At 62.9% G+C, this 21,895-nt stretch carries 19 protein-coding genes and 2 pseudogenes; 14 read left to right on the forward strand and 7 right to left on the reverse strand.

All coding sequences use genetic code 11. From position 1 onward, the window contains the following. Window positions 1-3 precede the first annotated feature (3 nt). Complete coding sequence (locus NKL06_RS18630) at window positions 4-468, reverse strand: DUF8220 family protein (protein ID WP_245267136.1); 465 nt, start codon at window positions 466-468, stop codon at window positions 4-6. 47 nt (window positions 469-515) lie between these two features. Between NKL06_RS18630 and NKL06_RS18635 the strand changes: the two genes are divergently transcribed. The 3 genes from NKL06_RS18635 to NKL06_RS18645 all read left to right on the forward strand — a co-directional run bounded on the left by NKL06_RS18635 (window position 516) and on the right by NKL06_RS18645 (window position 3,759). Continuing rightward, window positions 516-1,028, forward strand: a complete 513-nt coding sequence (locus NKL06_RS18635) for an RNA pyrophosphohydrolase (protein ID WP_023693158.1) — start codon at window positions 516-518, stop codon at window positions 1,026-1,028. A 271-nt stretch (window positions 1,029-1,299) separates the two neighbouring features. Beyond that, window positions 1,300-2,409 carry an alanine racemase gene (alr, locus tag NKL06_RS18640; RefSeq protein WP_031197166.1) on the forward strand — a complete coding sequence of 370 codons (1,110 nt, stop codon included), beginning with the start codon at window positions 1,300-1,302 and terminating at the stop codon, window positions 2,407-2,409. A 93-nt stretch (window positions 2,410-2,502) separates the two neighbouring features. After that, window positions 2,503-3,759 (forward strand): D-amino acid dehydrogenase, encoded by a 1,257-nt coding sequence (locus NKL06_RS18645; RefSeq protein ID WP_023693156.1) that lies wholly within the window; start codon window positions 2,503-2,505, stop codon window positions 3,757-3,759. A gap of 104 nt (window positions 3,760-3,863) precedes the next feature. On the opposite strand, the gene NKL06_RS18650 is transcribed toward NKL06_RS18645, so the two are convergent. The 4 genes from NKL06_RS18650 to NKL06_RS18665 form a co-directional block, all read right to left on the reverse strand. Next, window positions 3,864-5,345, reverse strand: coding sequence for a phospholipase D-like domain-containing protein (locus NKL06_RS18650; RefSeq protein ID WP_352580722.1), 1,482 nt, complete (start codon window positions 5,343-5,345; stop codon window positions 3,864-3,866). Further along, a complete protein-coding gene (locus NKL06_RS18655) occupies window positions 5,342-6,013 on the reverse strand; it encodes a hypothetical protein (RefSeq protein ID WP_352580724.1) in 672 nt (223 codons plus the stop codon). The genes NKL06_RS18650 and NKL06_RS18655 overlap by 4 nt, the downstream gene beginning before the upstream one ends. Then, window positions 6,010-6,450 carry a phospholipase A2 family protein gene (locus NKL06_RS18660; RefSeq protein ID WP_023693154.1) on the reverse strand — a complete coding sequence of 147 codons (441 nt, stop codon included), beginning with the start codon at window positions 6,448-6,450 and terminating at the stop codon, window positions 6,010-6,012. Before NKL06_RS18660 ends, NKL06_RS18655 begins: the two co-directional genes overlap by 4 nt. Before the next feature lie 123 nt (window positions 6,451-6,573). Then, window positions 6,574-7,455, reverse strand: a complete 882-nt coding sequence (locus NKL06_RS18665) for a LysR family transcriptional regulator (protein ID WP_023693153.1) — start codon at window positions 7,453-7,455, stop codon at window positions 6,574-6,576. 365 nt (window positions 7,456-7,820) lie between these two features. Between NKL06_RS18665 and NKL06_RS18670 the strand changes: the two genes are divergently transcribed. Together NKL06_RS18670 and NKL06_RS18675 are read left to right on the forward strand one after the other, a co-directional pair. Further along, window positions 7,821-9,317 (forward strand): CoA-acylating methylmalonate-semialdehyde dehydrogenase, encoded by a 1,497-nt coding sequence (locus NKL06_RS18670; protein WP_023693152.1) that lies wholly within the window; start codon window positions 7,821-7,823, stop codon window positions 9,315-9,317. A gap of 203 nt (window positions 9,318-9,520) precedes the next feature. Next, window positions 9,521-9,820: a hypothetical protein gene (locus tag NKL06_RS18675; protein WP_023693151.1), complete on the forward strand. Its 300-nt coding sequence runs from the start codon at window positions 9,521-9,523 to the stop codon at window positions 9,818-9,820. A 37-nt stretch (window positions 9,821-9,857) separates the two neighbouring features. Here the strand turns inward: NKL06_RS18675 and NKL06_RS18680 are convergent, their stop codons facing one another. Next, entirely contained in the window at window positions 9,858-10,547 is a 690-nt protein-coding gene (locus tag NKL06_RS18680; protein ID WP_373420159.1) for a GntR family transcriptional regulator, read from the reverse strand. Between the two features lie 69 nt (window positions 10,548-10,616). Here NKL06_RS18680 and NKL06_RS18685 point away from each other — a divergent pair, with 69 nt between their 5' ends. The 3 genes from NKL06_RS18685 to NKL06_RS18695 all read left to right on the forward strand — a co-directional run bounded on the left by NKL06_RS18685 (window position 10,617) and on the right by NKL06_RS18695 (window position 13,994). Further along, window positions 10,617-11,510, forward strand: coding sequence for a dihydrodipicolinate synthase family protein (locus tag NKL06_RS18685; RefSeq protein ID WP_023693150.1), 894 nt, complete (start codon window positions 10,617-10,619; stop codon window positions 11,508-11,510). Window positions 11,511-11,797: 287 nt separating this feature from the next. Then, window positions 11,798-12,979: an NAD(P)/FAD-dependent oxidoreductase gene (locus tag NKL06_RS18690; protein ID WP_245260085.1), complete on the forward strand. Its 1,182-nt coding sequence runs from the start codon at window positions 11,798-11,800 to the stop codon at window positions 12,977-12,979. A 13-nt stretch (window positions 12,980-12,992) separates the two neighbouring features. Continuing rightward, on the forward strand, window positions 12,993-13,994 hold the full coding sequence (locus tag NKL06_RS18695) for a 4-hydroxyproline epimerase (RefSeq protein WP_023693148.1): 1,002 nt from the start codon (window positions 12,993-12,995) through the stop codon (window positions 13,992-13,994). 150 nt (window positions 13,995-14,144) lie between these two features. On the opposite strand, the pseudogene NKL06_RS18700 reads toward NKL06_RS18695, so the two are convergent. Further along, window positions 14,145-15,340, reverse strand: a pseudogene (locus NKL06_RS18700) (IS256 family transposase). A gap of 454 nt (window positions 15,341-15,794) precedes the next feature. On the opposite strand from NKL06_RS18700, the gene NKL06_RS18705 reads away from it, so the two are divergent. The 6 genes and pseudogenes from NKL06_RS18705 (at window position 15,795) to NKL06_RS18730 (ending at window position 21,871) form a co-directional block, all read left to right on the forward strand. Further along, entirely contained in the window at window positions 15,795-16,697 is a 903-nt protein-coding gene (locus NKL06_RS18705) for a branched-chain amino acid ABC transporter permease (protein WP_023668715.1), read from the forward strand. A 4-nt stretch (window positions 16,698-16,701) separates the two neighbouring features. Then, window positions 16,702-18,297 (forward strand): high-affinity branched-chain amino acid ABC transporter permease LivM, encoded by a 1,596-nt coding sequence (gene livM, locus NKL06_RS18710; protein ID WP_023668716.1) that lies wholly within the window; start codon window positions 16,702-16,704, stop codon window positions 18,295-18,297. Beyond that, a pseudogene (locus tag NKL06_RS18715) lies at window positions 18,297-19,403 on the forward strand (ABC transporter ATP-binding protein); the annotation flags it as partial. The gene livM and the pseudogene NKL06_RS18715, both read left to right, overlap by 1 nt. 20 nt (window positions 19,404-19,423) lie before the next feature. Next, complete coding sequence (locus NKL06_RS18720; RefSeq protein ID WP_023668718.1) at window positions 19,424-20,152, forward strand: ABC transporter ATP-binding protein; 729 nt, start codon at window positions 19,424-19,426, stop codon at window positions 20,150-20,152. 112 nt (window positions 20,153-20,264) lie between these two features. Beyond that, entirely contained in the window at window positions 20,265-20,612 is a 348-nt protein-coding gene (locus tag NKL06_RS18725; protein WP_023668719.1) for a DUF6867 family protein, read from the forward strand. Between the two features lie 137 nt (window positions 20,613-20,749). Next, window positions 20,750-21,871 (forward strand): branched-chain amino acid ABC transporter substrate-binding protein, encoded by a 1,122-nt coding sequence (locus NKL06_RS18730; protein ID WP_023694566.1) that lies wholly within the window; start codon window positions 20,750-20,752, stop codon window positions 21,869-21,871. The last annotated feature ends 24 nt before the right edge of the window (window positions 21,872-21,895 follow it).

The following is a 21,895-nucleotide window of genomic DNA, read 5'->3' on the forward strand; positions in this document are numbered from 1 at the left end:
TTTTCAACGATGCCGAGAAAAGAGCTCTCTCTGGGCCTGATTGATTGAACCATCATCCCAGTCGACCTCGCGCTTTGATTGCGGGATGTGTCTCCGCCGATATTCGTTGTTGTAGAACAGGGTGCCGTGGATTCCGAGCACATCGCGTTTCAGGATGGGACGACCCCAAAGCGGCGCCAGCACGCGACCTGCCTCGTCTTCACCAAGCCGCTCAAATAAATCTTCGGCCAGTTCCATGTCTCTTCCATCCGGGAAGATGGCGGCGTACTCCTCCTCTGTTGCCTCGAACACGCTGAAGGTTGCGTTCAAGGCGCCGTCGATGATTTGAATATTTTTCATGGAATTACTCTGCCATTCGACCGCAACGGCGGCAACGGGGCTGGGTGGCAGTGACTGGAACGAACCCACGTTTTCCGCTTCCGGGGCAAGCCTACTTTGAGTACGCTCCGCTCCGGTTCTCGAAATCATTCGCCACTGCCTCGCCGGAGCGAATCTCAGAACGGCTTTAAACTCCGATGGCTAAAAAGATCGATCCCGAGACGCTGCCATACCGCCCCTGTGTCGGGCTGATGATCCTCAATGGCGACGGGCTGGTCTGGGTCGGGCACCGCATCGCCGAACCGGACAGCGAATTTGCCGGGACCACGCAGCTCTGGCAGATGCCGCAAGGCGGCATCGACGAGGGCGAGGAGCCGCTGCAGGCGGCCGGGCGCGAGCTCTATGAAGAGACCGGCATGCGCTCGGTCACGCTGCTGGCCGAGGCGCCGCATTGGATCAACTACGACCTGCCGCCCGATCTGGTCGGCATCGCCCTCAAGGGCCGCTATCGCGGCCAGACGCAGAAATGGTTCGCCTACCGCTTTCACGGCGAGACCAGAGAGATCCAGATCAATCCGCCGCCGGGCGGCCACACCGCCGAATTCGATGAATGGGCATGGCGGCCGATGCAGGACCTGCCCGATCTGATAGTGCCGTTCAAACGCAAGGTCTATGAGGATGTGGTGGCGGCGTTCCGTCATCTTGCCTAGCTGGATGTGACGGTTCGCACGGCACCTGATTCGTGCTTTATTGATCGGGACACCCGCAGCCACGAGACCCATATGAACGACGCCGGGCAATGGCCTCTTAGCGCAGCGTATGGGCTGCCCCTCACCCGCCTGCCGGCTTTCGTCACTCGAAAAGCCAAGCAGTTGGCTTTTCGTCCGCTTTACGCCGACCGCTCCTCAACTCCCCGTATAGGGATAGGGAGAGATATCCGGCAGGACAATGAGGGGCAGCGCCGACTTCAGCGGGTCTGCGATGCATAAAGCCAAAGATACGATCAGCGAAGCGGCGGCCGGCGCCATTCTCACCATCGATCTCGGCGCTATCCGAGAGAATTACCGGCGGCTCAAGGCAAAGCTCGGCGGCGTGCGCTGCGCCGGCGTCGTCAAGGCCGACGGTTACGGGCTCGGCGCGCGGCAAGTGGCGGCGGCACTGGTTGCCGAAGGCTGCGACAGCTTCTTTGTCGCGCATCTCACCGAGGGTGTCGCGCTGCGCGACGCACTCGGACCGAAGCTGGAAATCCATGTGCTGAACGGGCTGCCGCCGGGCTCGGAACCCGAAGCGGTGGCTGCCGACCTTGTTCCCGTCATCAACAGTGGCGGACAATTGAAGGCGTGGAGCAAAGCCGGCCAGAAGGCCGGCCGCAAGCTCAAGGCCGCCATCCAGGTCGACAGCGGCATGTCGCGGCTGGGCATGGCGCCGGCAGAGGTCGAGGCGCTTACGGCCGATGCTTTCGCCGGCGTCGATGTCGTTCTCGTCATGAGCCATCTGGCCCGTGCGGACGAACCGACCAATGCGGCCAATGACGCGCAACTCAGGGAGTTCGAACGGCTGCGCAAAATGCTGCCCAAGGCGCCGGCGTCGCTGGACAATTCCTCCGGCATCTTTCTTGGGCCGCGCTATCAGTACGACCTCGCGCGTCCGGGCGCTGCGCTCTACGGCATCAATCCGACGCCTGATGAGGCGAACCCGATGCTGCCGGTGGTGCGGCTCGAGGCAAAGATCATCCAGACACGCGGCATCGATAAGGGCGCGGGCGTCGGCTACGGACATGCGTTTCTGGCCAGCGGTCCCTTGCGCGCGGCCACGATCTCGCTCGGCTATGCCGATGGCTGGCACCGGCGCGCAGCTTCGGCTGCCTGGCTCGACGGCGTGCGACTGCCCTTTGTCGGGCGGGTGTCGATGGATTCGATCATACTCGACATCTCGGCCCTGCCGGCCGGCCGGCTGCGCGAGGGCGACCTTGTCGAACTCCTGGGCCCCTCGCAGAGCGTCGATGACGCCGCCGGTCATGCCGGCACGATCGGTTATGAAATCCTGACCAGTCTCGGCCCCCGCTTCCACCGCCGCTATATCAACGAATAGAGCCGCGACACGCCGCCCCTTGGCGGACGCCGCAGAATCCGGCAGACAGGAGGCGGCGGCCCTCTGACGGAAGTCGTCGTGGAGAGTGATGCGATGAAGATCTTCGTGTTGGGCGGCGGCGTTATCGGGGTCACCACTGCCTATTATCTCGCTGAGGCCGGCCACGAGGTGACGGTGTTCGACCGCCAGAAAGGGCCGGCGCTGGAAACCAGCTTCGCCAATGCCGGCGAGATCTCGCCGGGCTATGCTTCGCCCTGGGCCGGCCCCGGCATTCCGCTGAAGGCAATCAAGTGGCTGTTGATGAAGCACGGCCCGCTGGTGGTGCGGCCGGCCTTCGATCCGTATATGTGGACATGGCTCATCAAGATGCTGCGCAATTGCACCGCGGATCGCTACGCCATCAACAAGGCGCGCATGGTGCCGCTCGCCGAATACAGCCGCGACACGCTGAAGGCGCTGCGCGAGGCGACCGGCATCGCTTATGATGAGCGGACCAAGGGCACGCTGCAGCTGTTTCGCACGCAAAAGCAGATCGACGGCACCGGCGGCGATGTCGAGGTGCTGAAGAAATATGGCGTTCCCTACGAGTTGCTCGATCCCGAAGGCTGCATTGGGGCCGAGCCGGCGCTGGCCGGCGTGCGGGAAAAGTTTGTCGGCGGGCTGAGATTGCCCGGCGACGAAACTGGCGACTGCAAGATGTTCACCGATCGGCTGGCCGAGCTCTGCGTGGCGCGCGGCGTCACGTTCGAGTACGGCACGCAGATCCGGCGCTTCTCCAAGAACCGCAATCGCATCGTCAGCGTCGGCACCGACCAGCGCTCGCGCGCGGCCGACGCTTATGTGCTGGCGCTGGGCAGCTATTCGGCGCGCTTCATGCGCCTGCTCAGGCGCCCGATCCCGGTCTATCCGGTCAAGGGCTATTCGATCACCGTTCCGATCAAGGACGCGGTCGCCGCCCCGGTGTCGACGGTAATGGACGAAACCTACAAGGTGGCGATCACCAGGCTCGGCGACCGCATCCGCGTCGGCGGCACGGCGGAGATTTCCGGCTTCGATCTCAGGCTGCATGAATCGCGCCGGCGCACCCTCGAACATTCGGTCGGCGATCTGTTCCCGGATGGCGGCGACCTCAAGGCGGCGTCCTTCTGGTGCGGGCTGCGGCCGATGACGCCGGACGGGCCGCCGCTGGTCGGCCGCACCGAGTTCTCCAACCTCTATCTCAACACCGGGCACGGCACGCTTGGCTGGACCATGGCCTGCGGCTCGGCCAAGGTGCTGTCCGACATCATCTCCAGCAAGGTGCCTGATATCGATGTGCGGGAGCTGGGGCCGGAGCGGTATTTGAGGTAGGGGTGCTTTTTAAAGCTCGCGGGCCAGCACCCCCTCTGTCCTACCGGACAGAGGGGGTGTAAAGGATCGCTACAGAACGGCATTCCTTCAGCCTCGCCAGCCTCTCAAAACGCCTCCTTCACCCAGCCCTTCGAGAACAGCCACCGGTAGGCCCAGGGGATCATTACCTTGGTCGATACCGGATTCGAATGGGCGACATAGTCGTCGTAGACCGGCTGCATCCTGGCGTAGAAGGCAGGGTCGAGCACCGTCATGCCGTTCTCCAGATCGTGGAAGAAACTGCGGTTGTTGAGATTGACCGACGAGATCGTCACCAGCCTTTCGTCGATCATCATGATCTTGGAGTGCAGCACGACATCGGGCGCCTTGAATTCGCGGATGTTGATGCGGTCGCCATATTTCTCGACGAACAGCTTGTTGAGCGCGGTCAGCAGCTTGCCGCCAATATCGCCCTTGAGGTCGATGCGGCCGACAATGTCGATCCTGACGCCGCGCGCCAGCGCCCGCTCGATGGCCAGGCTGAGCTTCGGCGTCAGATTAAGGTAGGGATTGACGATCTCGATATGGTGCCGGGCAGTGTCGATCAGCTCGACGAAATAGGTCTCGAGCGCATGGTTGTCCTCGTAGGGCACGGAAATGAAATGGCGCACCGTGCCCGGCGGGCGCCGGCTGTCGGAGCGCACCGGAATGGAGAAGGGCCTTGCGATGTTGGTGTCGGCGTCGCGCAGCCACAATGTCGAGAGATGCGCGGCCAGCGTCTCGACCGTGGCCGGGTCGGCAAACTCGATGTCGAAATCGCTCCAGTTCGAATAGTAGTTGAGCGAGAGGCCGTCGGTCTTGCCGTATTGCTCGAGGTTCGGATAGCGCGACAGGTCGATCGGCTTGTGGAACAGGAAGCCGTCATGAATGTTGCGGCCGCCGATGATGACGCGCGAGCGGGCGGGATCCTCGGCAAGCGTCGCCAGCATCTTGACGTGATGGGTCTTGTGCAGCTGTGACAGTTGCTCGTCGACCGGCGCGCCGTGGTCGGCCCGCCAGCGATATTCCTGCAACTCGACATTGGGATAATCGGCCGCCAGCCGGTGCAGCAGCGCGTCGTCCTTGTCGCGCTCCAGCACGTCTGTGACCATGATGCGCACTTTGGTGCCGAGGCCTGCGTGATGGCGGATCAGCCGCTCGATGACGCGGCCGGAAAAATCGGCCTTGAACTCCAGCGACGACAGATAGACCAGCTTGAGTTTCGGCGCGCGCGAGAAATCGAGCGGCAGTTCGGGGTCGGCCTTGTCGAAGGCGCTGTCGGGTAAAGGCGCGCCGAGCAGCGCTTCGACCTTGGCGTTAAAGCCGTCGCGCGACTTGCGTAACAGGCGCGGTGACCCGAGCGGCAGCGAACAGGTCTGCGACAGCCAGCGGCCGGCGTAAAAGACGCTGGCAAGCTTATCCAGGCGGGATGGATCGGGCACTGGACAACGCTCGTAGCGGCTGTCGAGCGCGGCTATCGCCGGATAGGCAACCTCTTCGCGCAGGATGATGAGCGGGGCGCCTGCCGGCGCCAGACTGGAGCTGAGCTTGAGGCTGCAACGGTTCAAACCATCGCTGGGGAACAGGCTGGCGGTTTGCCCGGCCGACAGGCGGAGGCGGAAGGCGGCACCGCTCGCCACGCTGCGCGAGCCACCGCCGGCGCGAATCGCCAGCGCCCGTCGCAGGCGCCAGATATCTCAACCGGCTGCTTTCCCGCCTGGCGCATCACGATCTCGATCGAGCGCGCCTGCAGGCCGGAAAAGCTGAACGTCTTTGGCGCGGAGGGCCGCGCGGCGGCGTTGACATAGAGCGTCTGCCGCGACACGCGCCAACGGCCGTTGAAATGGCCTTCGCCGGTGCCCCTACCTGCCGGCATCTGTTCGGCGCTAACCGGCTTCGCCAGCTGTTCCAGCGTCCGGTAGGTGGCCTGGAAATCGCGGTTGGCGATGGCGTGGCGGTCATGGCCGAACGGACCGGTGCCGTTCGCCCTGTCGATGGCGCCAATCTGGTTGTGGGCGAGCAGCGCCAGGAACTGCCTTTCATAGTCGCTGGCACCGGCATCGCCGAAAAACGCTGCTGCTGCAGTCTGCGGTCCGGGCGTGCCGGCCGATACCGACGGCCGGCCGCAATCCTTCGCATCGGGGAAGAAATCGCAGCTGTGCCGGATCGGGGCGGCGCAAGCGGCAAGGGCCGCCAGCCCCAGCCCGGCCAGAGCCAGGCAGATGGCGCGGTTCATCCGGTGGCCCCGTTCATCGTCTTCAGCTCAGCCGGGTCGCGCGGCGGCATAAAGCCTTGCGGAAAGACCTTGCAGACGGGAAGTGCGAAAGTGGCGATCAAAAGCTCGGCCTCGCCGCGCACCTTTTTCGGCGCTGTCTTGTCATCACGGATCGCCTTTGCCGAGGCGACGAGCGCGCCGTCGCAGTCGCAATGATTATGGCGCGCGATGTAGCAGGCGTCATGGATTTGGCAGGCGCTGTCGAGGCGATTGACAGGGCGAGCCGAGAGGTCGCCGGTGCGGGTGCCGGGACCGCAGTAATTGCCGAAGACGAAAGGCGACGGGCGGGCCATTGCGATGCGGACCGGCTTGGGCAGTTCGGCTTCCGGAACTGCGGTCCATGGATTGGCGCAGGCGGAAAGCGCGACAAGCGGCAAGATGGCGAGCACCGCTCGCATTTTGATCCGCACCAGCTTTGCAAAAAAGTGTCCCACCCGGCGCAGCCAATCCCTAATGATAGGCGACATCGCGCTTGTTGCCACACTGGCCGATTTTGTGGCGAAGGCAAGGCGGCGCGGCCATCAGACAAACAGCCCGCGCTCTCTCTCGACCGCCTTGGTGATGAAGTTGGCGACGATCTGCACGCGGCGCAGCGGCCGGACCGATTCATGATAGACCAGCCAGTAGGCGCGGCGGATCGGCGTCACGATGTCGACGGGGATCAGCTCCGGCATCGAGCGGGCGACAAAGGTGTGCAAGATGCCGATGCCAGCGCCCGACCGCACCGCTTCGGCCTGGCCCAGCGCTGAGGAGATGGCGAAGCTGGTGCGCCAGTCCGGGCTGAACTCTGCCGCATAGTCGAGCGACGGGCTGACGATCAGGTCTGGGACATAGCCGATCAGCGTATGCTGGCCGAGTTCGGCAGCGGTTTCGGGTAAGCCGTGCGCCTGCGCATAGGCGCGCGAGGCAAACAGGCCGAGTGTGTAGTCGACCAGCTTTCCCGCCACCAGCCTGCCTTCGCTCGGCCGCTCGACGGTGATGGCGATGTCGGCCTCGCGCCGCGACAGCGAGAAGGAGCGCGGCACCGGCACCAGCTGGATGGTGAGTTCGCGGTGCAGCGCGGTCAGCGCGCCAAGACGCGTGGCGAGGAATGCGACGCCAAACCCGTCGGGCGCGCCGATGCGCACGGTGCCTGAGATATCGTCGCCTTCGCCCGACACGGCGGAGCGCGCGGCGATCATGTCGGCTTCCATGCGCTCGGCAATGTCGAGAAAGCGCTGGCCGGCCGGCGTCAGCTCGCTGCCGGTGGTAAGCCGGCGAAACAGTTTTGTCCGTAACGCATCCTCAAGCGCTGCGATGCGGCGCGAGACGGTGGCGTGATTGAGTTCCAGCCGCTTGGCGGCGCCAAGGATCTGCCCGGCGCGGGCCACGGCGAGGAAGATGCGGACATCATCCCAGTTCATGGGGGTGGTCCGGGCTAGCGGCGAAGGCGGCGTTCCCGCCCACCCCCCTCTGGCCTGCCGGCCATCTCCCCCGCAAGGAGGGAGATTGGCAGCTCCGCCGCCTGCGTCTCTTTTGCTGCGTTGAAGATTTGCGAAGGCGGCAGCCACATCTGATCTCCCCCCTTGCGGGGGAGATGTCCGGCAGGACAGAGGGGGGTGTGACGGAGCGCAACCTTCGGGCCTTTCAGCAATCTGTAATTTGCGGCAATTAATGCACACTCGTCCTTCGTTGTCTATTTACCGCACAACGGTTGCGTTTCCCCTCGCGTTGCCTTCGCGCCTGCAAAGGCGTTGAATGCTTCATCACAAACTCAGGGAGAGAAACCATGATCGAATACGGTCATTTCATTGGCGGCAAGCATGTCGCCGGGACCAGCGGGCGCAAGCAGGACGTCATGCAGCCGATGGACGGCTCGGTGCGCGGCACGGTGGCGCTGGCGTCGCCGGCGGAACTGCGTGCGGCTGTGCTGAACGCCGAGGAAGCACAGATCAAATGGGCTGCGACCAACCCGCAGCGGCGTGTGCGCGTGCTGATGAAGTTTCTTGAACTGGTTGCCCGCGACTATGACGAACTGGCCGATCTCCTGGCGCGCGAGCACGGCAAGACCATCGCCGACGCCAAGGGCGACATCCAGCGCGGCCTCGAAGTGGTCGAAGTCTGCATCGGTGCGCCTCACATGATGAAGGGCGAGTTCACCGACGGCGCCGGCCCCGGCATCGATGTCTATTCGATGCGCCAGCCGCTTGGCGTCGTTGCCGGCATCACCCCGTTCAATTTCCCGGCGATGATCCCGTTGTGGAAGATTGCCCCGGCGCTGGCCTGCGGCAACGCCTTTATCCTGAAGCCTTCCGAGCGTGACCCTGGCGTGCCGATGCGCATCGCCGAACTGTTCCTCGAGGCTGGCCTGCCGGCTGGCGTTCTCAACGTCGTCAATGGCGACAAGGATGTCGTCGACGCCATCCTCGACGATCCTGATATCAAGGCTATCGGCTTTGTCGGCTCGACGCCGATCGCGCATTACATCTATTCGCGCGGCACGGCGGCGGGAAAACGCGTGCAGTGCTTCGGCGGCGCCAAGAACCACATGATCATCATGCCCGATGCCGACATGGACCAGACCGTCGACGCGCTGATCGGCGCGGGCTACGGCTCGGCCGGCGAGCGCTGCATGGCGATCTCGGTTGCCGTTCCCGTCGGCAACGACACCGCCAACCGGCTGATGGAAAAGCTGATCCCGCGTGTCGAAAGCCTCAAGGTCGGCCCGTCGACGGATTCGTCCGCCGATTTCGGCCCGCTGGTGACGGCGCAGGCATTGGAACGCGTCAAGGGTTATGTCGACACCGGCGTCAAGGAAGGCGCCAAGCTGGTCGTCGATGGCCGCGGCTTCTCCATGCAGGGCTACGAGGATGGCTACTATATGGGCGGCTGCCTGTTCGACAATGTGACCGCTGACATGCGCATCTACAAGGAAGAGATTTTTGGCCCGGTGCTGTCGGTGGTGCGTGCGCCGACCTATGAGAGCGCCATCAAGCTCGCCAACGATCATGAGATGGGCAATGGCGTCGCCATCTTCACCCGTGACGGGGATGCTGCTCGTGATTTTGCTTCGCGCGTCCAGGTCGGCATGGTCGGCATCAACGTGCCGATCCCGGTTCCGATCGCTTACTACACGTTCGGCGGCTGGAAGGCGTCGTCCTTCGGCGACCTCAACCAGCACGGCCCGGACGCGTTCCGCTTCTACACCAAGACCAAGACGGTGACCTCGCGCTGGCCCTCCGGCGTCAAGGACGGTGCCGAGTTCGTCATCCCGACGATGAACTGACCGGACGATTTCGAAGATCGGCAAGAAGGCCCGGGTTCAACGTCCCGGGCCTTTCTTTGTACGAAACCGACATTGGCCATCACGTTAAAGCGATGGAACCAAGAGCCTGTCATCTGCCTTAAATTGCATTCCTGCCGTGGTGCAGGCCATCAAAATAGCGCCGGTTGCAGCCGGGGTTCTCGTCTGGCGCAAGGAGGTGTCAGATGACACGACGTCTTGTGGCGGCGATATTCTTTGCGGTGTTCGCGATGTCCGGCATCGCCGAGGCCAAAGCCGATCAATGCGCGGCGCGGACCGACCTGGTCAAGGCGCTCGGCGAGAAGTTCCACGAAAGCCAAGCCGCACGTGGCCTGGTGAACCCAAATGTGGTGCTTGAGATATTCGTCTCCGACCAGGGCACCTGGACCATCCTGGCCACCGACACACACGGCCAAAGCTGCATCATCACGGCTGGCGAAGGCTGGGACGGGGCGGCTATGGCAGCAGTCTTGCCGGGCACCTGATAAAAGACCGGTCGGAAGTCTGGAGCAAAGACGGAGTTCAGCGTGTGGCGGCCACTTCGGCATGGCCGCGCAGCAGTGCCATAAGGCGTTTGGCGTCCTTGGCGGCAGCCTCTTCGTCACCAGCCAGGATCGAGCGGATTAGCGCGACGTGGTGCTCAGCCGATTCGGCCAGTCCTGTGTCGGCCTTGTAGCGGAACCAGAAGCGGCGGCTGTGGGTCTGCAGGGGCGCGGCCAGACGGGCCGCAAATGGGTTGTCGGCGGCCATCGCCAAGGCCTCGTCGAGCGCCTTGTCGGCCTGGATGAAGGCCAGCACATTGCCCGAGATGACGGCCTTCTGCATGGCAAGGGCTGCCTCATGAAACAGGTCGGCGGCCTCGCGGGTGACGAAGCGGGCGGCCGAGCGCGCCAGCACCACCTCGACGCCGCGCCTGGCATCCAGCACGCGCAGCCAGTCGCCGGGATGAAGCGGGGCAATGGCGATGCCGGCGCGTGGCCTGACATCGAGCAGTCCTTCCCAGGCGAGGCGCTGGATCGCTTCGCGCACCGGCGTGCGTCCTAGCGCCAGCTTCTCGATGAGGGCGCCTTCGGTGACAAAGCTCGCCGGCGCCAGTTCCAACGTCACGATCATATGCTCGAGTACATGGTAGGCCTTGGCGGCAGCCGGCTCGGGGTATGCTGTCTCACTGGATATCAAAGGTGGGCTCCTGATATATCTTCCATATATCACAACGGAGTCCGCGTTGACAGCCGGTCTTCCAACAGATATACGGCTGATATATCAGATGGAGAGACGATCATGTGGACCGGAGTTTTCCCCGCCGTCACGACCAAGTTTACTGATGACGACCGCCTCGACCATGCCGAGATGGAGCGCTGCTTTGCTTTGCAGATGGAGGCCGGTTGCGACGGCATCATCGTCTGCGGTTCGCTCGGCGAAGGCCCGATGCTGTCGCATGACGAAAAAATCGAGGTGCTGAAGACTGCCCAGAAAGTTGCCGGCAGCAAGCCGGTTCTGCTGACGGTCAACGAGGCAGGCACCCGCGAGGCGGCGAGCATCGCAAAGCGCGCGAGCCGGGAAGGCGCCAACGGGCTGATGGTGGTGCCGAGCCCGATCTATCACACCAACCCGGAAGAGACGGTCGCCGCCTTGCGCGCCGTCGCTCAGGCCGGCGACCTGCCGGTGATGATCTACTCCAACCGCCTCGCCTACCGCGTCGACGTCACCGTCGACCAGATGGAGGAACTGGCCGCCGACAAGCGCTTCGTCGCCATCAAGGAGTCCTCCGACGACATCCGCCGCTCGACAGAGATCATCAACCGCTTCGGCGACCGCTACGATCTGTTCACCGGCGTCGACAATCTCGCCTTCGAGGCGCTGTCGGTGGGCGCCATCGGCTGGGTGGCGGGTCTGGTCGTCGCCTTCCCGCGCGAGACCGTCGCCATCTACCAGCTGATGAAGCAGGGCCGCCGCGAGGAGGCGCTTTCGATCTACCGCTGGTTCCGGCCGCTGCTCGATCTCGATGTCTCGACCTATCTGGTCCAAAACATCAAGCTTGCCGAAGTGCTCGCGATCGACACAAATGACCGCGTGCGCATGCCGCGCCAGCCGCTGTCGGGCGAGCGCCGCAAAGCGGTCGAGAAGATCGTCAAGGACGCGCTGGCGGTACGGCCGAAGCTGCCGCAGTTCTGAAGGCTTTCTTCTCCCCGTGCACGTGCACGGGGAGAAGATGGCGGCAGCCAGATGAGGGGCAGCGCCGACGTGCAAGGAAATTCCAGGGACACAGAGGAGGGCCGCCGCCCCTCATCCGCCCTTCGGGCCCCGCAGCCCTTCGCTGGCGCTCCGGGCGTTCGTCGTTCGGAAAGCCAAGCAGTCGGCTTTTCCACCGCTTCGCGGACCACTCCTCACCCCGTGAACGGGGAGAAGGGGTAGATATCGCCATTGTCGGTGGCGGCATTGTCGGCATCTGCGCGGCGGCCATGCTGGCCGAGGCCGGGCGCAGCGTCACGGTCTTCGACCGCACCGGCATCTGCGAGGAGACGAGCTCCGGCAATGCCGCCGCCTTCGCCTTCTCCGACGTGCTGCCGCTGGCGCATAAGGGCATGATGAGGCACTTGCCGAAATGGCTTGCCGATCCGCTCGGGCCACTCAGCATCCCGCCGGCCTACTTGCCGAAGCTGTTGCCTTGGCTGTTGCGCTTCTGGCGCGCTGGCGCACCAGAAAAATATGAGGCGAGCCTTGCTGCTCAGGCAGGCATGATGAAGCTCGCCGAGGCTGAATGGATGGGCCTGCTCGACCGTTCCGGCACGCGGCTGATGCTGCGCGAGGACGGCTCGCTGGAGCTTTATGAAAGCGAGGCCGAATTTCAGGCCGGGCTGCCGGGCTGGGCGGCGCGCGAGCGCTTCGGCATCGGCTTTCGCCATGTCGAAGGCGACGAACTGGCGCGGCTGCAGCCGGGACTGTCGCCGCGCTTCATCAAGGGCACCTTCGTGCCGGGCTGGAAGACCGTCGCCGATCCGAAACTGCTCGGCAAGGGGGTGTGGGCCTATGCCGAAGGGTTGGGCGCGCGTTTCGAAAAGGCGCGCATAGAGCGCGTCGCCGCCAATCCTGATGGCGCGACGCTGGCGCTGACCGACGGCACGACCAGGCAGGCAAGACATCTTGTCGTGGCCGCCGGGGCATGGTCGCATCGGCTGGCGAAGGCGCTTGGCGACACCATCCCGCTCGAAACCGAGCGCGGCTACAACACCACACTGCCGAAGACCGCTTTCGACGTGCAGCGGATGCTGATCTTTTCCGGCCATGGCTTCGTCATCACGCCACTCGACACGGGCTTGCGCGTCGGCGGCGCCGTCGAGTTGGGCGGTCTCGACCGGCCGCCGAATTTTGCGCGCTCGAAGGCCATGCTGGAAAAAGCCAGACAGTTCCTTCCGGGGCTGGACGCGTCAGGTGGCCGCGAATGGATGGGCTATCGCCCGTCGCTGCCGGATTCGCTGCCGGTGATCGGCACGGCGCGAACCGCGCCCAACGTTGTCTACGCCTTCGGCCATGGCCATCTCGGCCTGACCCAGGCGGCGGCCACCGGCCGCTTGATCCGCGATCTTGTTCTCGGGCAGACTTCGCCGATCGATCTTGCTCCCTTCAGCCCGCAACGGTTTTGAGTTCGAGGAAATCATGGCCAAAAAATCCTTCTTTTGCATCGACGGCCATACCTGCGGCAATCCGGTGCGGCTGGTCGCCGGCGGCGGTCCCTTGCTCGAGGGGTCGACGATGATGGAGCGGCGGGCGCATTTCCTGGCGGAGTATGACTGGATCCGCACCGGGCTGATGTTCGAGCCGCGCGGCCACGATGTCATGTCGGGCTCGATCCTCTATCCGCCGACGCGCGAGGATTGCGACATAGCCATCCTGTTCATCGAGACGTCGGGCTGCCTGCCGATGTGCGGCCACGGCACGATCGGCACGGTGACGATGGCCATTGAACATGGGCTGATCAAGCCGAAGACACCCGGCGTGCTCCGGCTCGACACACCGGCCGGGCTGGTTATCGCCGAATACAAGCAAGTCGGCGACTATGTCGAGGAGGTGCGCATCACCAATGTACCGTCCTTCCTTTATGCCGAGGGACTGACGGTCGACTGCCCGCAGCTTGGCGAGATCACCGTCGATGTCGCCTATGGCGGCAATTTTTACGCAATCGTCGAGCCGCAGGCGAATTTTCGCGACATGGCTGATTATTCCGCCGGCGATTTCGTCGCCTGGAGCCCTGTGGTGCGGCAGCGGCTCAACGAGAAGTACTCGTTCGTGCATCCGGAAAACCCCGGCATCAACCGGCTGTCCCACATGCTGTGGACCGGCGAGCCGACAGTGGCGGGCGCGGATGCGCGCAACGCGGTCTTCTATGGCGACAAGGCGATCGACCGCTCACCTTGCGGCACCGGCACCTCGGCGCGCATGGCGCAGCTCCATGCCAAGGGCAAGCTCAAGGCCGGCGACAGTTTTGTCCACGAATCGATCATCGGCTCGCTGTTCAAGGGCAAGGTCGAGAGGGACGTCACTGTTGCCGGCAAGCCGGCCATCATTCCCTCGATCGGCGGCTGGGCGCGGATGACCGGCCTGAACACCATCTTCATCGACGACCGCGATCCGTTCGCGCACGGGTTTGTGGTTAAGTGATACGGTAGGCTGCCGATCATCCACCGAGACCAGGACTTGGACCCAGGGCGGGACCTCTTGGCGAAACCAGTCAGCGAAAGGTTAGCGCGTTGGGCGAGGCATCCACCGCAGTTGTGTGCGTCAAGTAAAAATGGGCGATCATGAAACTGGTCATGCGGCTTGGCGTAGAGCGAGCTTCTTGTGCTCGCGCAGATCATCCATGTTGATATAGCGGTTGGCCTCCATCCAGTTTTCGTTGGTTTCGACGGCCAGCGCCCTGACCAGGCGCAGGCAGCTTTCGGCGTTCGGGAAGATGCGCACGACATAGGTGCGCCGGCGGATTTCCTCGTTGAGCCGTTCAAGCATGTTGGTGGACTTGAGGTGCTTGTGATGCTGACGCGGCAGCCGGAAGAAAGTCAGCGTCTGTTCTATGGCTTCTTCCGCCCAGGTGGTCAGCCGCGGGTAGCGGGCGGACCATTTGGACAGCCACGCGGCGAGATCGGCCTTGGCCTCGGCGAGATCGCGCCGGTCGTAGAGCCAGCGCAGTTCTTGCAGACAATCGTCGCCGTGCTTCCTGGGCAGGTGATCGAGCGCGTTCCTGAGGAAGTGGACGTAGCAGCGCTGCCATGCTGCTTCCGGGATCACCTCGCCGATCGCCGCGACCAGGCCGGCATGGTCGTCGGACACAACCAACTCGACGCCCTTGAGGCCGCGCGCCTTGAGGCCGACGAGGAAGTCCTTCCAGGCCGAGCGGCTCTCGCGATTGGCCATCTCCACGGCCAGGATCTGCCGGCGCCCGTCCCAGTCGATGCCGACCGCGATCAGCACCGCCTGGCTCATCACGATGCCGGCTTCGCGCACTTTCTCGTAGCGGGCATCGAGAATGAGGTAGGGGAATGGCTCCTGAAGCGGTCGTTCGGCAAACGCCTTCAGGCTCTCGTCCAAGCGCTTGTTGATGGCCGAGATCGACGAAGCCGAGAACGCATGACCGCACAGCTCTTCCGTGATCGCCTTGACCTTGCGGGTCGACACGCCCTGCACATACATCTCCGCAAGCGTCGCCACCAAGGCCGCTCCGAACGCTGGTAGCGCTCGAACAGCTCGGTGGAGAAGTGACCCGCCCGGTCCTGTGGAACCCGCAGCTCAAGCTTGCCCACCCGGGTGACCAGGGTGCGGCCGTAGTAACCCGAGCGATACCCAAGGCGCTCAGGCGTGCGTTCGCCCTTCGAAGCACCCAGCGCCTCCTCCATCTCGGCCTCGAGAACCTCCTGCATTACCGCACGGATCACTTCGTGCAGCCCCTCCGGGTTCGAAAGCAGAATGTCTTTGACGGCAGCGCTGGTCGATTTACCTTCTGTCTTGGTCATGGTGGCGTTCCTTCCAGGAATCGGTGACGTTGAACATCACCAGCCTGCCATGACCGCCCTCTCTCAGCGAATTTGCAGAACTCTCAGCACACTACCCGAACCGCCGTAGTCGGAAGTAACCCATGTTGCAGCTGGTCAGTACGGAATGTGGCTAAAAAACGAAGCCCGCCAACAACGCAAAGATTCGTCTCATCACCTAATTTTGACCGGGATTTCTTCGAAATGAGGTCGCTGGTCCGGCTGAATCGTCAAAGACATTGCGTTATGCCAATGATAGGGTCCGCGATAGTCCAGGGGTTGGGAGCAAAAAAACGGGCAATCGGAAGGCGTGCCGGCAAAACACGCTCGACGTTTGAAAAATCACGTTGCAATCCGGGCTCGAAACTTTACGACTAGGGGAAATACGAAAAGGAATGCGTCTGCATGGGCGACATTCCAGGGGAGCCATGTACACATGCAGTACTTTGTCCAGCAGCTTATCAATGGGCTGACGCTGGGATCGATCTATGGGCTGATCGCAATCGGCTACACGATGGTCTACGGCATCATCGGCATGATCAACTTCGCCCACGGCGACATTTTCATGGTCGGGGCCTTCGCCGCCCTCGTCGTCTTCCTCATCCTCGGCTCCTTGTTCTATTCGGTGCCGGTCGTCCTGGCGCTGCTGATCATGATGATCGTGGCGATGCTGCTCACCAGCCTCTACAACTGGACGATCGAGAAGGTGGCGTACCGGCCGCTGCGCGGTTCGTTCCGGCTGGCGCCGCTGATCACCGCCATCGGCATGTCGATCGCGCTGTCGAACTTCATCCAGGTGACGCAGGGCCCGCGCAACAAGCCGATCCCGCCGATGGTCAGCCAGGTCTACAACATCAACGGCATCAGCGTGTCGCTGAAGCAGATCATCATCGTCGTCGTCACCGCCCTGCTGCTGGCGCTGTTCTGGTACCTGGTCAACAGGACTTCCCTCGGCCGGGCGCAAAGGGCGTGCGAGCAGGACCGCAAGATGGCGGCGCTGCTCGGTGTCGATGTCGACCGTACGATCTCGATCACCTTTATCATGGGTGCAGCGCTTGCGGCCGTCGCGGGCACGTTGTTCCTGATGTATTACGGCGTCATCGCCTTTTCCGACGGCTTTGTGCCGGGGGTCAAGGCCTTCACCGCGGCCGTTCTCGGCGGCATCGGGTCTCTGCCGGGCGCGGTGCTTGGCGGGCTTTTGATCGGCTTCATCGAGAGCATGTGGTCGGCGTATTTCTCGATCGACTACAAGGACGTCGCGGCGTTCTCGATCCTGGCGATCGTGCTGATCTTCCTGCCTTCCGGCATTTTGGGCCGGCCAGAAGTCGAAAAGGTCTGAGACAATGGCGGTTTCCGTATCCTCGGAGCGCGACACCGTCGCCTCCCCCGTGCAGCGTGCATTGCGCGAAGCGTTCTATGCCGGCGCCATCTCGCTGGGGTTGTTCATTCTCTTCATCGGCCTGAAGACCGACCAGAACATAAGCAACCAGCTGATCCTGGTGCAGCGCTGGTTGCTGCTCATCACCGTGGTCGTGCTGACCATGCTTGGCCGCTTCTTCTACATTGCATATGGCCAGCCGTTCATGGCCAATCAGAAGATCACCAATGTCGCCACCGGCCTGTTGCCGGCGAGCGTCGCGTCGCGCTTCTTCCTGCTTCCGGCCTTCATCGTCGCCGTTGTGCTGGCGGTTGTCCTCGTTGCGTTCGGCAGCGCCCTGCCGGTGTTGGTGGGACCCGATCTGGCCGGCTACCTTCAGTTCCTGCGCGCATTGGCCGTCATTTACGCGCTCGCTTGCGTGATCTTCTATTTCCGCTCCTTCATCCACGCCAATTTCACCAAGCTCGGGATTGCGGCGCTGGTGCTATACCCGATCCTCGTCGTCGTGGTGCTGTCGATCTACGCGTGGTCGATAACCGGCGGCCTGCAGGGCTCGTTGAAGTGGGTCGACAATTTCGGCATCCAGATCCTGATCTATGTGATGCTGGCCTGGGGGCTGAACATCGTCGTCGGCCTCGCCGGCCTGCTCGATCTCGGCTACGTCGCCTTTTACGCGGTCGGTGCCTATGCCTATGCGTTGCTCGGTTCGCAATACGGCCTGTCGTTCTGGATCCTGCTGCCCGCCGCCGGCGCCATGGCCGCCTTCTGGGGCGTTATGCTCGGCTTTCCGGTGCTCAGGCTTCGTGGCGATTACCTGGCGATCGTGACGCTGGCCTTCGGCGAGATCATCCGCCTGGTGCTGATCAACTGGCGTGAAGTCACCAACGGCTCGGCCGGCATCTCCGGCATCCCGAAGGTCACCTTCTTCGGCCTGATGACGTTTAATTCGACCGACCCGAACTATATCGGCAAGGTGCTGCACATCGCCCAGTCAAGCGCCTACTACAAGATCTTCCTCTACTATCTCATTCTCGGGCTGGCGCTGCTGACCGCCTTCGTCACCATCAGGCTCAGGCGCATGCCTGTCGGCCGCGCCTGGGAGGCGCTGCGCGAGGACGAGATTGCCTGCCGCTCGCTTGGCATCAACACCACCACCACCAAGCTCACCGCCTTTGCCACCGGCGCCATGTTCGGCGGTTTTGCCGGCGCCTTCTTCGCCGCACGGCAAGGCTTCGTCAGCCCTGAATCCTTCGTCTTCCTGGAATCGGCGATCATCCTGGCCATCGTGGTGCTCGGCGGCATGGGCTCGCTGGTCGGCATCGCGGTCGCCGCGCTGGTGATGATCGGCGGCACCGAGGCGCTGCGCGAACTCGATTTCCTGAAAAGTGTCTTCGGAAAAGATTTCACCCCGGAGCTTTACCGCATGCTTTTGTTCGGCATGGCGATGGTCATCGTCATGCTGTGGAAGCCGCGCGGCTTTGTCGGCAGCCGTGAACCGACGGCCTTCCTCAGTGAACGAAAAGCGGTCTCCTCCTCCTTCACCAAGGAAGGGCACGGCTGATGAGCGCGACCTCCATTCAGAAGACCAATCCGGGTATGAAAGACGCCATCCTCCAGGTCGAGCATCTTTCGATGAAGTTCGGCGGCCTGATCGCCATCGGCGACCTGTCGTTCCAGGCCAAGCGCGGCGAGATCACCGCGCTGATCGGACCAAATGGCGCCGGCAAGACCACCGTCTTCAATTGCATCACCGGCTTCTACAAGCCGTCGGAAGGCATGATTACGCTCAACCGGGCCGATGGCTCGAGCTTCCTGCTCGAACGGCTGCCCAATCATGAGATCCCGGCGCGCGCCAAGGTGGCGCGCACCTTCCAGAACATCCGCCTGTTCTCGGGCATGACGCTGCTGGAGAATCTGCTGGTTGCCCAGCACAACAAGCTGATGAAGGCATCCGGCTACACGATCCTGGGCCTATTCGGGATCGGCGGCTACCGCAGGGCCTCGGCTGAATCGGTGGAGCTTGCCAAGCACTGGCTGGAGAAGGCCGACCTTGTCGATCGCGCCGACGATCCGGCCGGCGACCTGCCCTATGGCGCGCAGCGGCGCCTCGAGATTGCGCGCGCCATGTGCACAGGGCCCGAACTTCTGTGCCTCGACGAGCCTGCGGCCGGTCTCAATCCGAAGGAATCGGCAGCGCTGAATTCGCTGCTGATGGACATCAAGAGCAGTACCTCGATCCTGCTGATCGAACATGACATGTCGGTGGTCATGCAGATTTCCGACCATGTCGTGGTGCTTGAATATGGCCGCAAGATTTCCGACGGCAGCCCGCAATCGGTGCGTACCGACCCGCGCGTCATCGCCGCCTATCTCGGCGTCGACGACGAGGAGGTCGAGACGGTGCTGACCGAGGTCGGCGATGAAGACGTCATCGAGCAGCTGGACATCGGGCCGGATTCGGCTCACGGACCAGGCACATCGTCTTCCTATCTCGCCGGCCCGGTAAGCGACACGATCGGCCACAGCCAGGGCGAGCGGGTCACAGTGTCGAAGGGAGCTTCAAAGGCCACCCAATACGATACAAGAGCCAACTCCGCGCCAAGAGCACCGTCCGAGCGTCTAACGGCCAAGTCCAAACCGGCGGCCACCAAATCCCCGACAGGCAAGCCGCGCGGAGGGCGTAAGTGATGGCCGAGACAACGCTGCTCGACATCAAGGGCGTCGAGACCTACTACGGCAACATCAAGGCGCTGAACGGCGTCGATGTCCACGTCAACCAGGGCGAGATCGTCGCGCTGATCGGCGCCAACGGCGCCGGCAAGTCGACGCTGATGATGACCATCTTCGGTGCGCCGCGCGCTCGTGCCGGCTCAATCACTTTCGCCGGCACCGACATCACCCAGATGCCGACGCACGAGATCGCCCGCATGCGCATTGCGCAGTCGCCGGAAGGCAGGCGCATTTTCCCGCGCATGACGGTGATGGAAAACCTGCAGATGGGCGCCGGTCTCGACAATCTCAAGCACTATGACGAAGATGCCGAGAAGGTGTTCGCGCTGTTCCCGCGCCTCAAGGAGCGCATTGCCCAGCGCGGCGGCACGCTGTCGGGCGGCGAGCAGCAGATGCTGTCGATCGGACGTGCGCTGATGGCGCGGCCTAAGCTGCTGTTGCTCGACGAGCCGTCGCTGGGTCTGGCGCCGCTGATCGTCAAGCAGATCTTCGATGCCATCCGCGAGCTGAACCGCACGCAAGGGCTGACCGTGTTCCTGGTCGAGCAGAACGCCTTCGGCGCGCTCAAACTCGCCACGCGCGGCTATGTCATGGTCAACGGCAACGTGACCATGAGCGGCACAGGCAAGGAATTGCTCGCCAATCCGGAAGTGCGGGCGGCCTATCTCGAAGGCGGCCATCACTGATTTTGGAGCGGAATGTATGCATACGGTATTCCGCTCCAACTTGTTTGTTTGTCGCATGACCTTTGTCCGAAAAGTCTGCAACTTTTCGGGATCATGCTAGGGAGTCTTCATCATGCAAGGCATTCTTCACGAGGAACCTTCCATCTGGCAGTTCTTCTTCGTCACCTGTCTGCTCGGCGGCTGGGCGGCATGGATGACCGGCAAGGCCAGCGCCCAGACATGGCGCAGCCTGCCGGCGCTGTTCGCCTATCTGCTGGGTCTCGGCATAGGCATCAGGTTCATCCATCATGCCTTGTTCGGCGGCACGATGTTTTCGCTGCAATACTATGTCGTGGACACAATCGTGCTCATGATATTGGGGTTTGTCGGCTATCAATACACGCGTACGAACCAGATGGTGACGCAGTATAATTGGCTTTACGAACGGGCTTCGATCTTAAGCTGGAAACCGAAAGGTTGACGTTCATCATTAACGCCGTTCCGGGGATGAATCGGCGTGACAAGGGCCTGAAAATCGGCAAAGTACGCTTTCTGCGATAAGGGTGGGCATCGCATGAAAGTTTCATCCACGCCCACCTCGTAAATGGGAGCGTTTAAATGAAGAAATCACTTTTGTCCGCCGTTGCCCTGACCGCGCTTGTCGCGTTCGGTGGCAATGCATGGGCTGACGTTATCGTCGGCGTCGCAGGTCCGATCACCGGTCCGAATGCGGCCTTCGGTGCGCAGCTGCAGAAGGGTGCGGAAGCGGCCGTTGCCGACATCAACGCCGCAGGCGGCATGAACGGCGAGCAGATCAAGCTCGAAGTCGGCGACGACGTCTCCGATCCGAAGCAGGGCATTTCGGTCGGCAACAAGTTCGTCGGCGACGGCGTGAAGTTCGTGATCGGCCACTTCAACTCGGGCGTCTCGATCCCGGTTTCGCAGGAAGTCTACGTCGACAACAACATCGTCGAAGTAACCCCGGCGGCGACCAACCCGAAATTCACCGAGCGCGGCCTGTGGAACGTGTTCCGCACCTGCGGACGCGATGACCAGCAGGGCGGCATCGCCGGCGGCTATATCGCGACCAACTTCAAGGACGCCAAGGTTGCCGTCATCCACGACAAGACCCCCTATGGTCAGGGCCTTGCCGACGAGACCAAGAAGGCGATGAACGCAGCCGGTCTGACCGAAGTCATGTATGAAGGCGTCAATGTCGGCGACAAGGACTTCTCGGCGCTGATCGCCAAGATGAAGGACGCCGGCGTCACCCTGATCTATTGGGGCGGCCTGCACACTGAAGCCGGCCTGATCATCCGCCAGTCGGCGGACCAGGGCCTCAAGGCTACCCTGATGTCAGGCGACGGCATCGTTACCGACGAGTTGGCTGCGATCGCCGGCGATGCGGTTATCGGTACGCTCAACACCTTCGGTCCAGATCCGCGTCTGATCCCCGAGAACAAGGCACTGGTCGAGAAGTTCCGCGCCCAGGGCTTCGAGCCGGAAGCCTACACTCTCTACTCCTACGCCGCCATGCAGGTGATCGCCGAGGCCGCTGCCGTGGCCAAGTCGAACGACCCCGTGGAAGTGGCCAAGGCGCTGCACGAGAAGGGTCCGTTCAAGACCGTTCTGGGCGATCTCGCCTATGACGCGAAGGGCGATCCGAAGCTCCCGGGCTACATCATGTACGAATGGAAGAAGGGTCCGGAAGGCAAGATCTCCTGGTTCCCGAAGTCGTAATTCGGGACACAGCTCTATGGAATG

Origin of the sequence: Mesorhizobium sp. C268A, from assembly GCF_040324475.1 — a bacterium.
GTDB lineage: Bacteria > Pseudomonadota > Alphaproteobacteria > Rhizobiales > Rhizobiaceae > Mesorhizobium.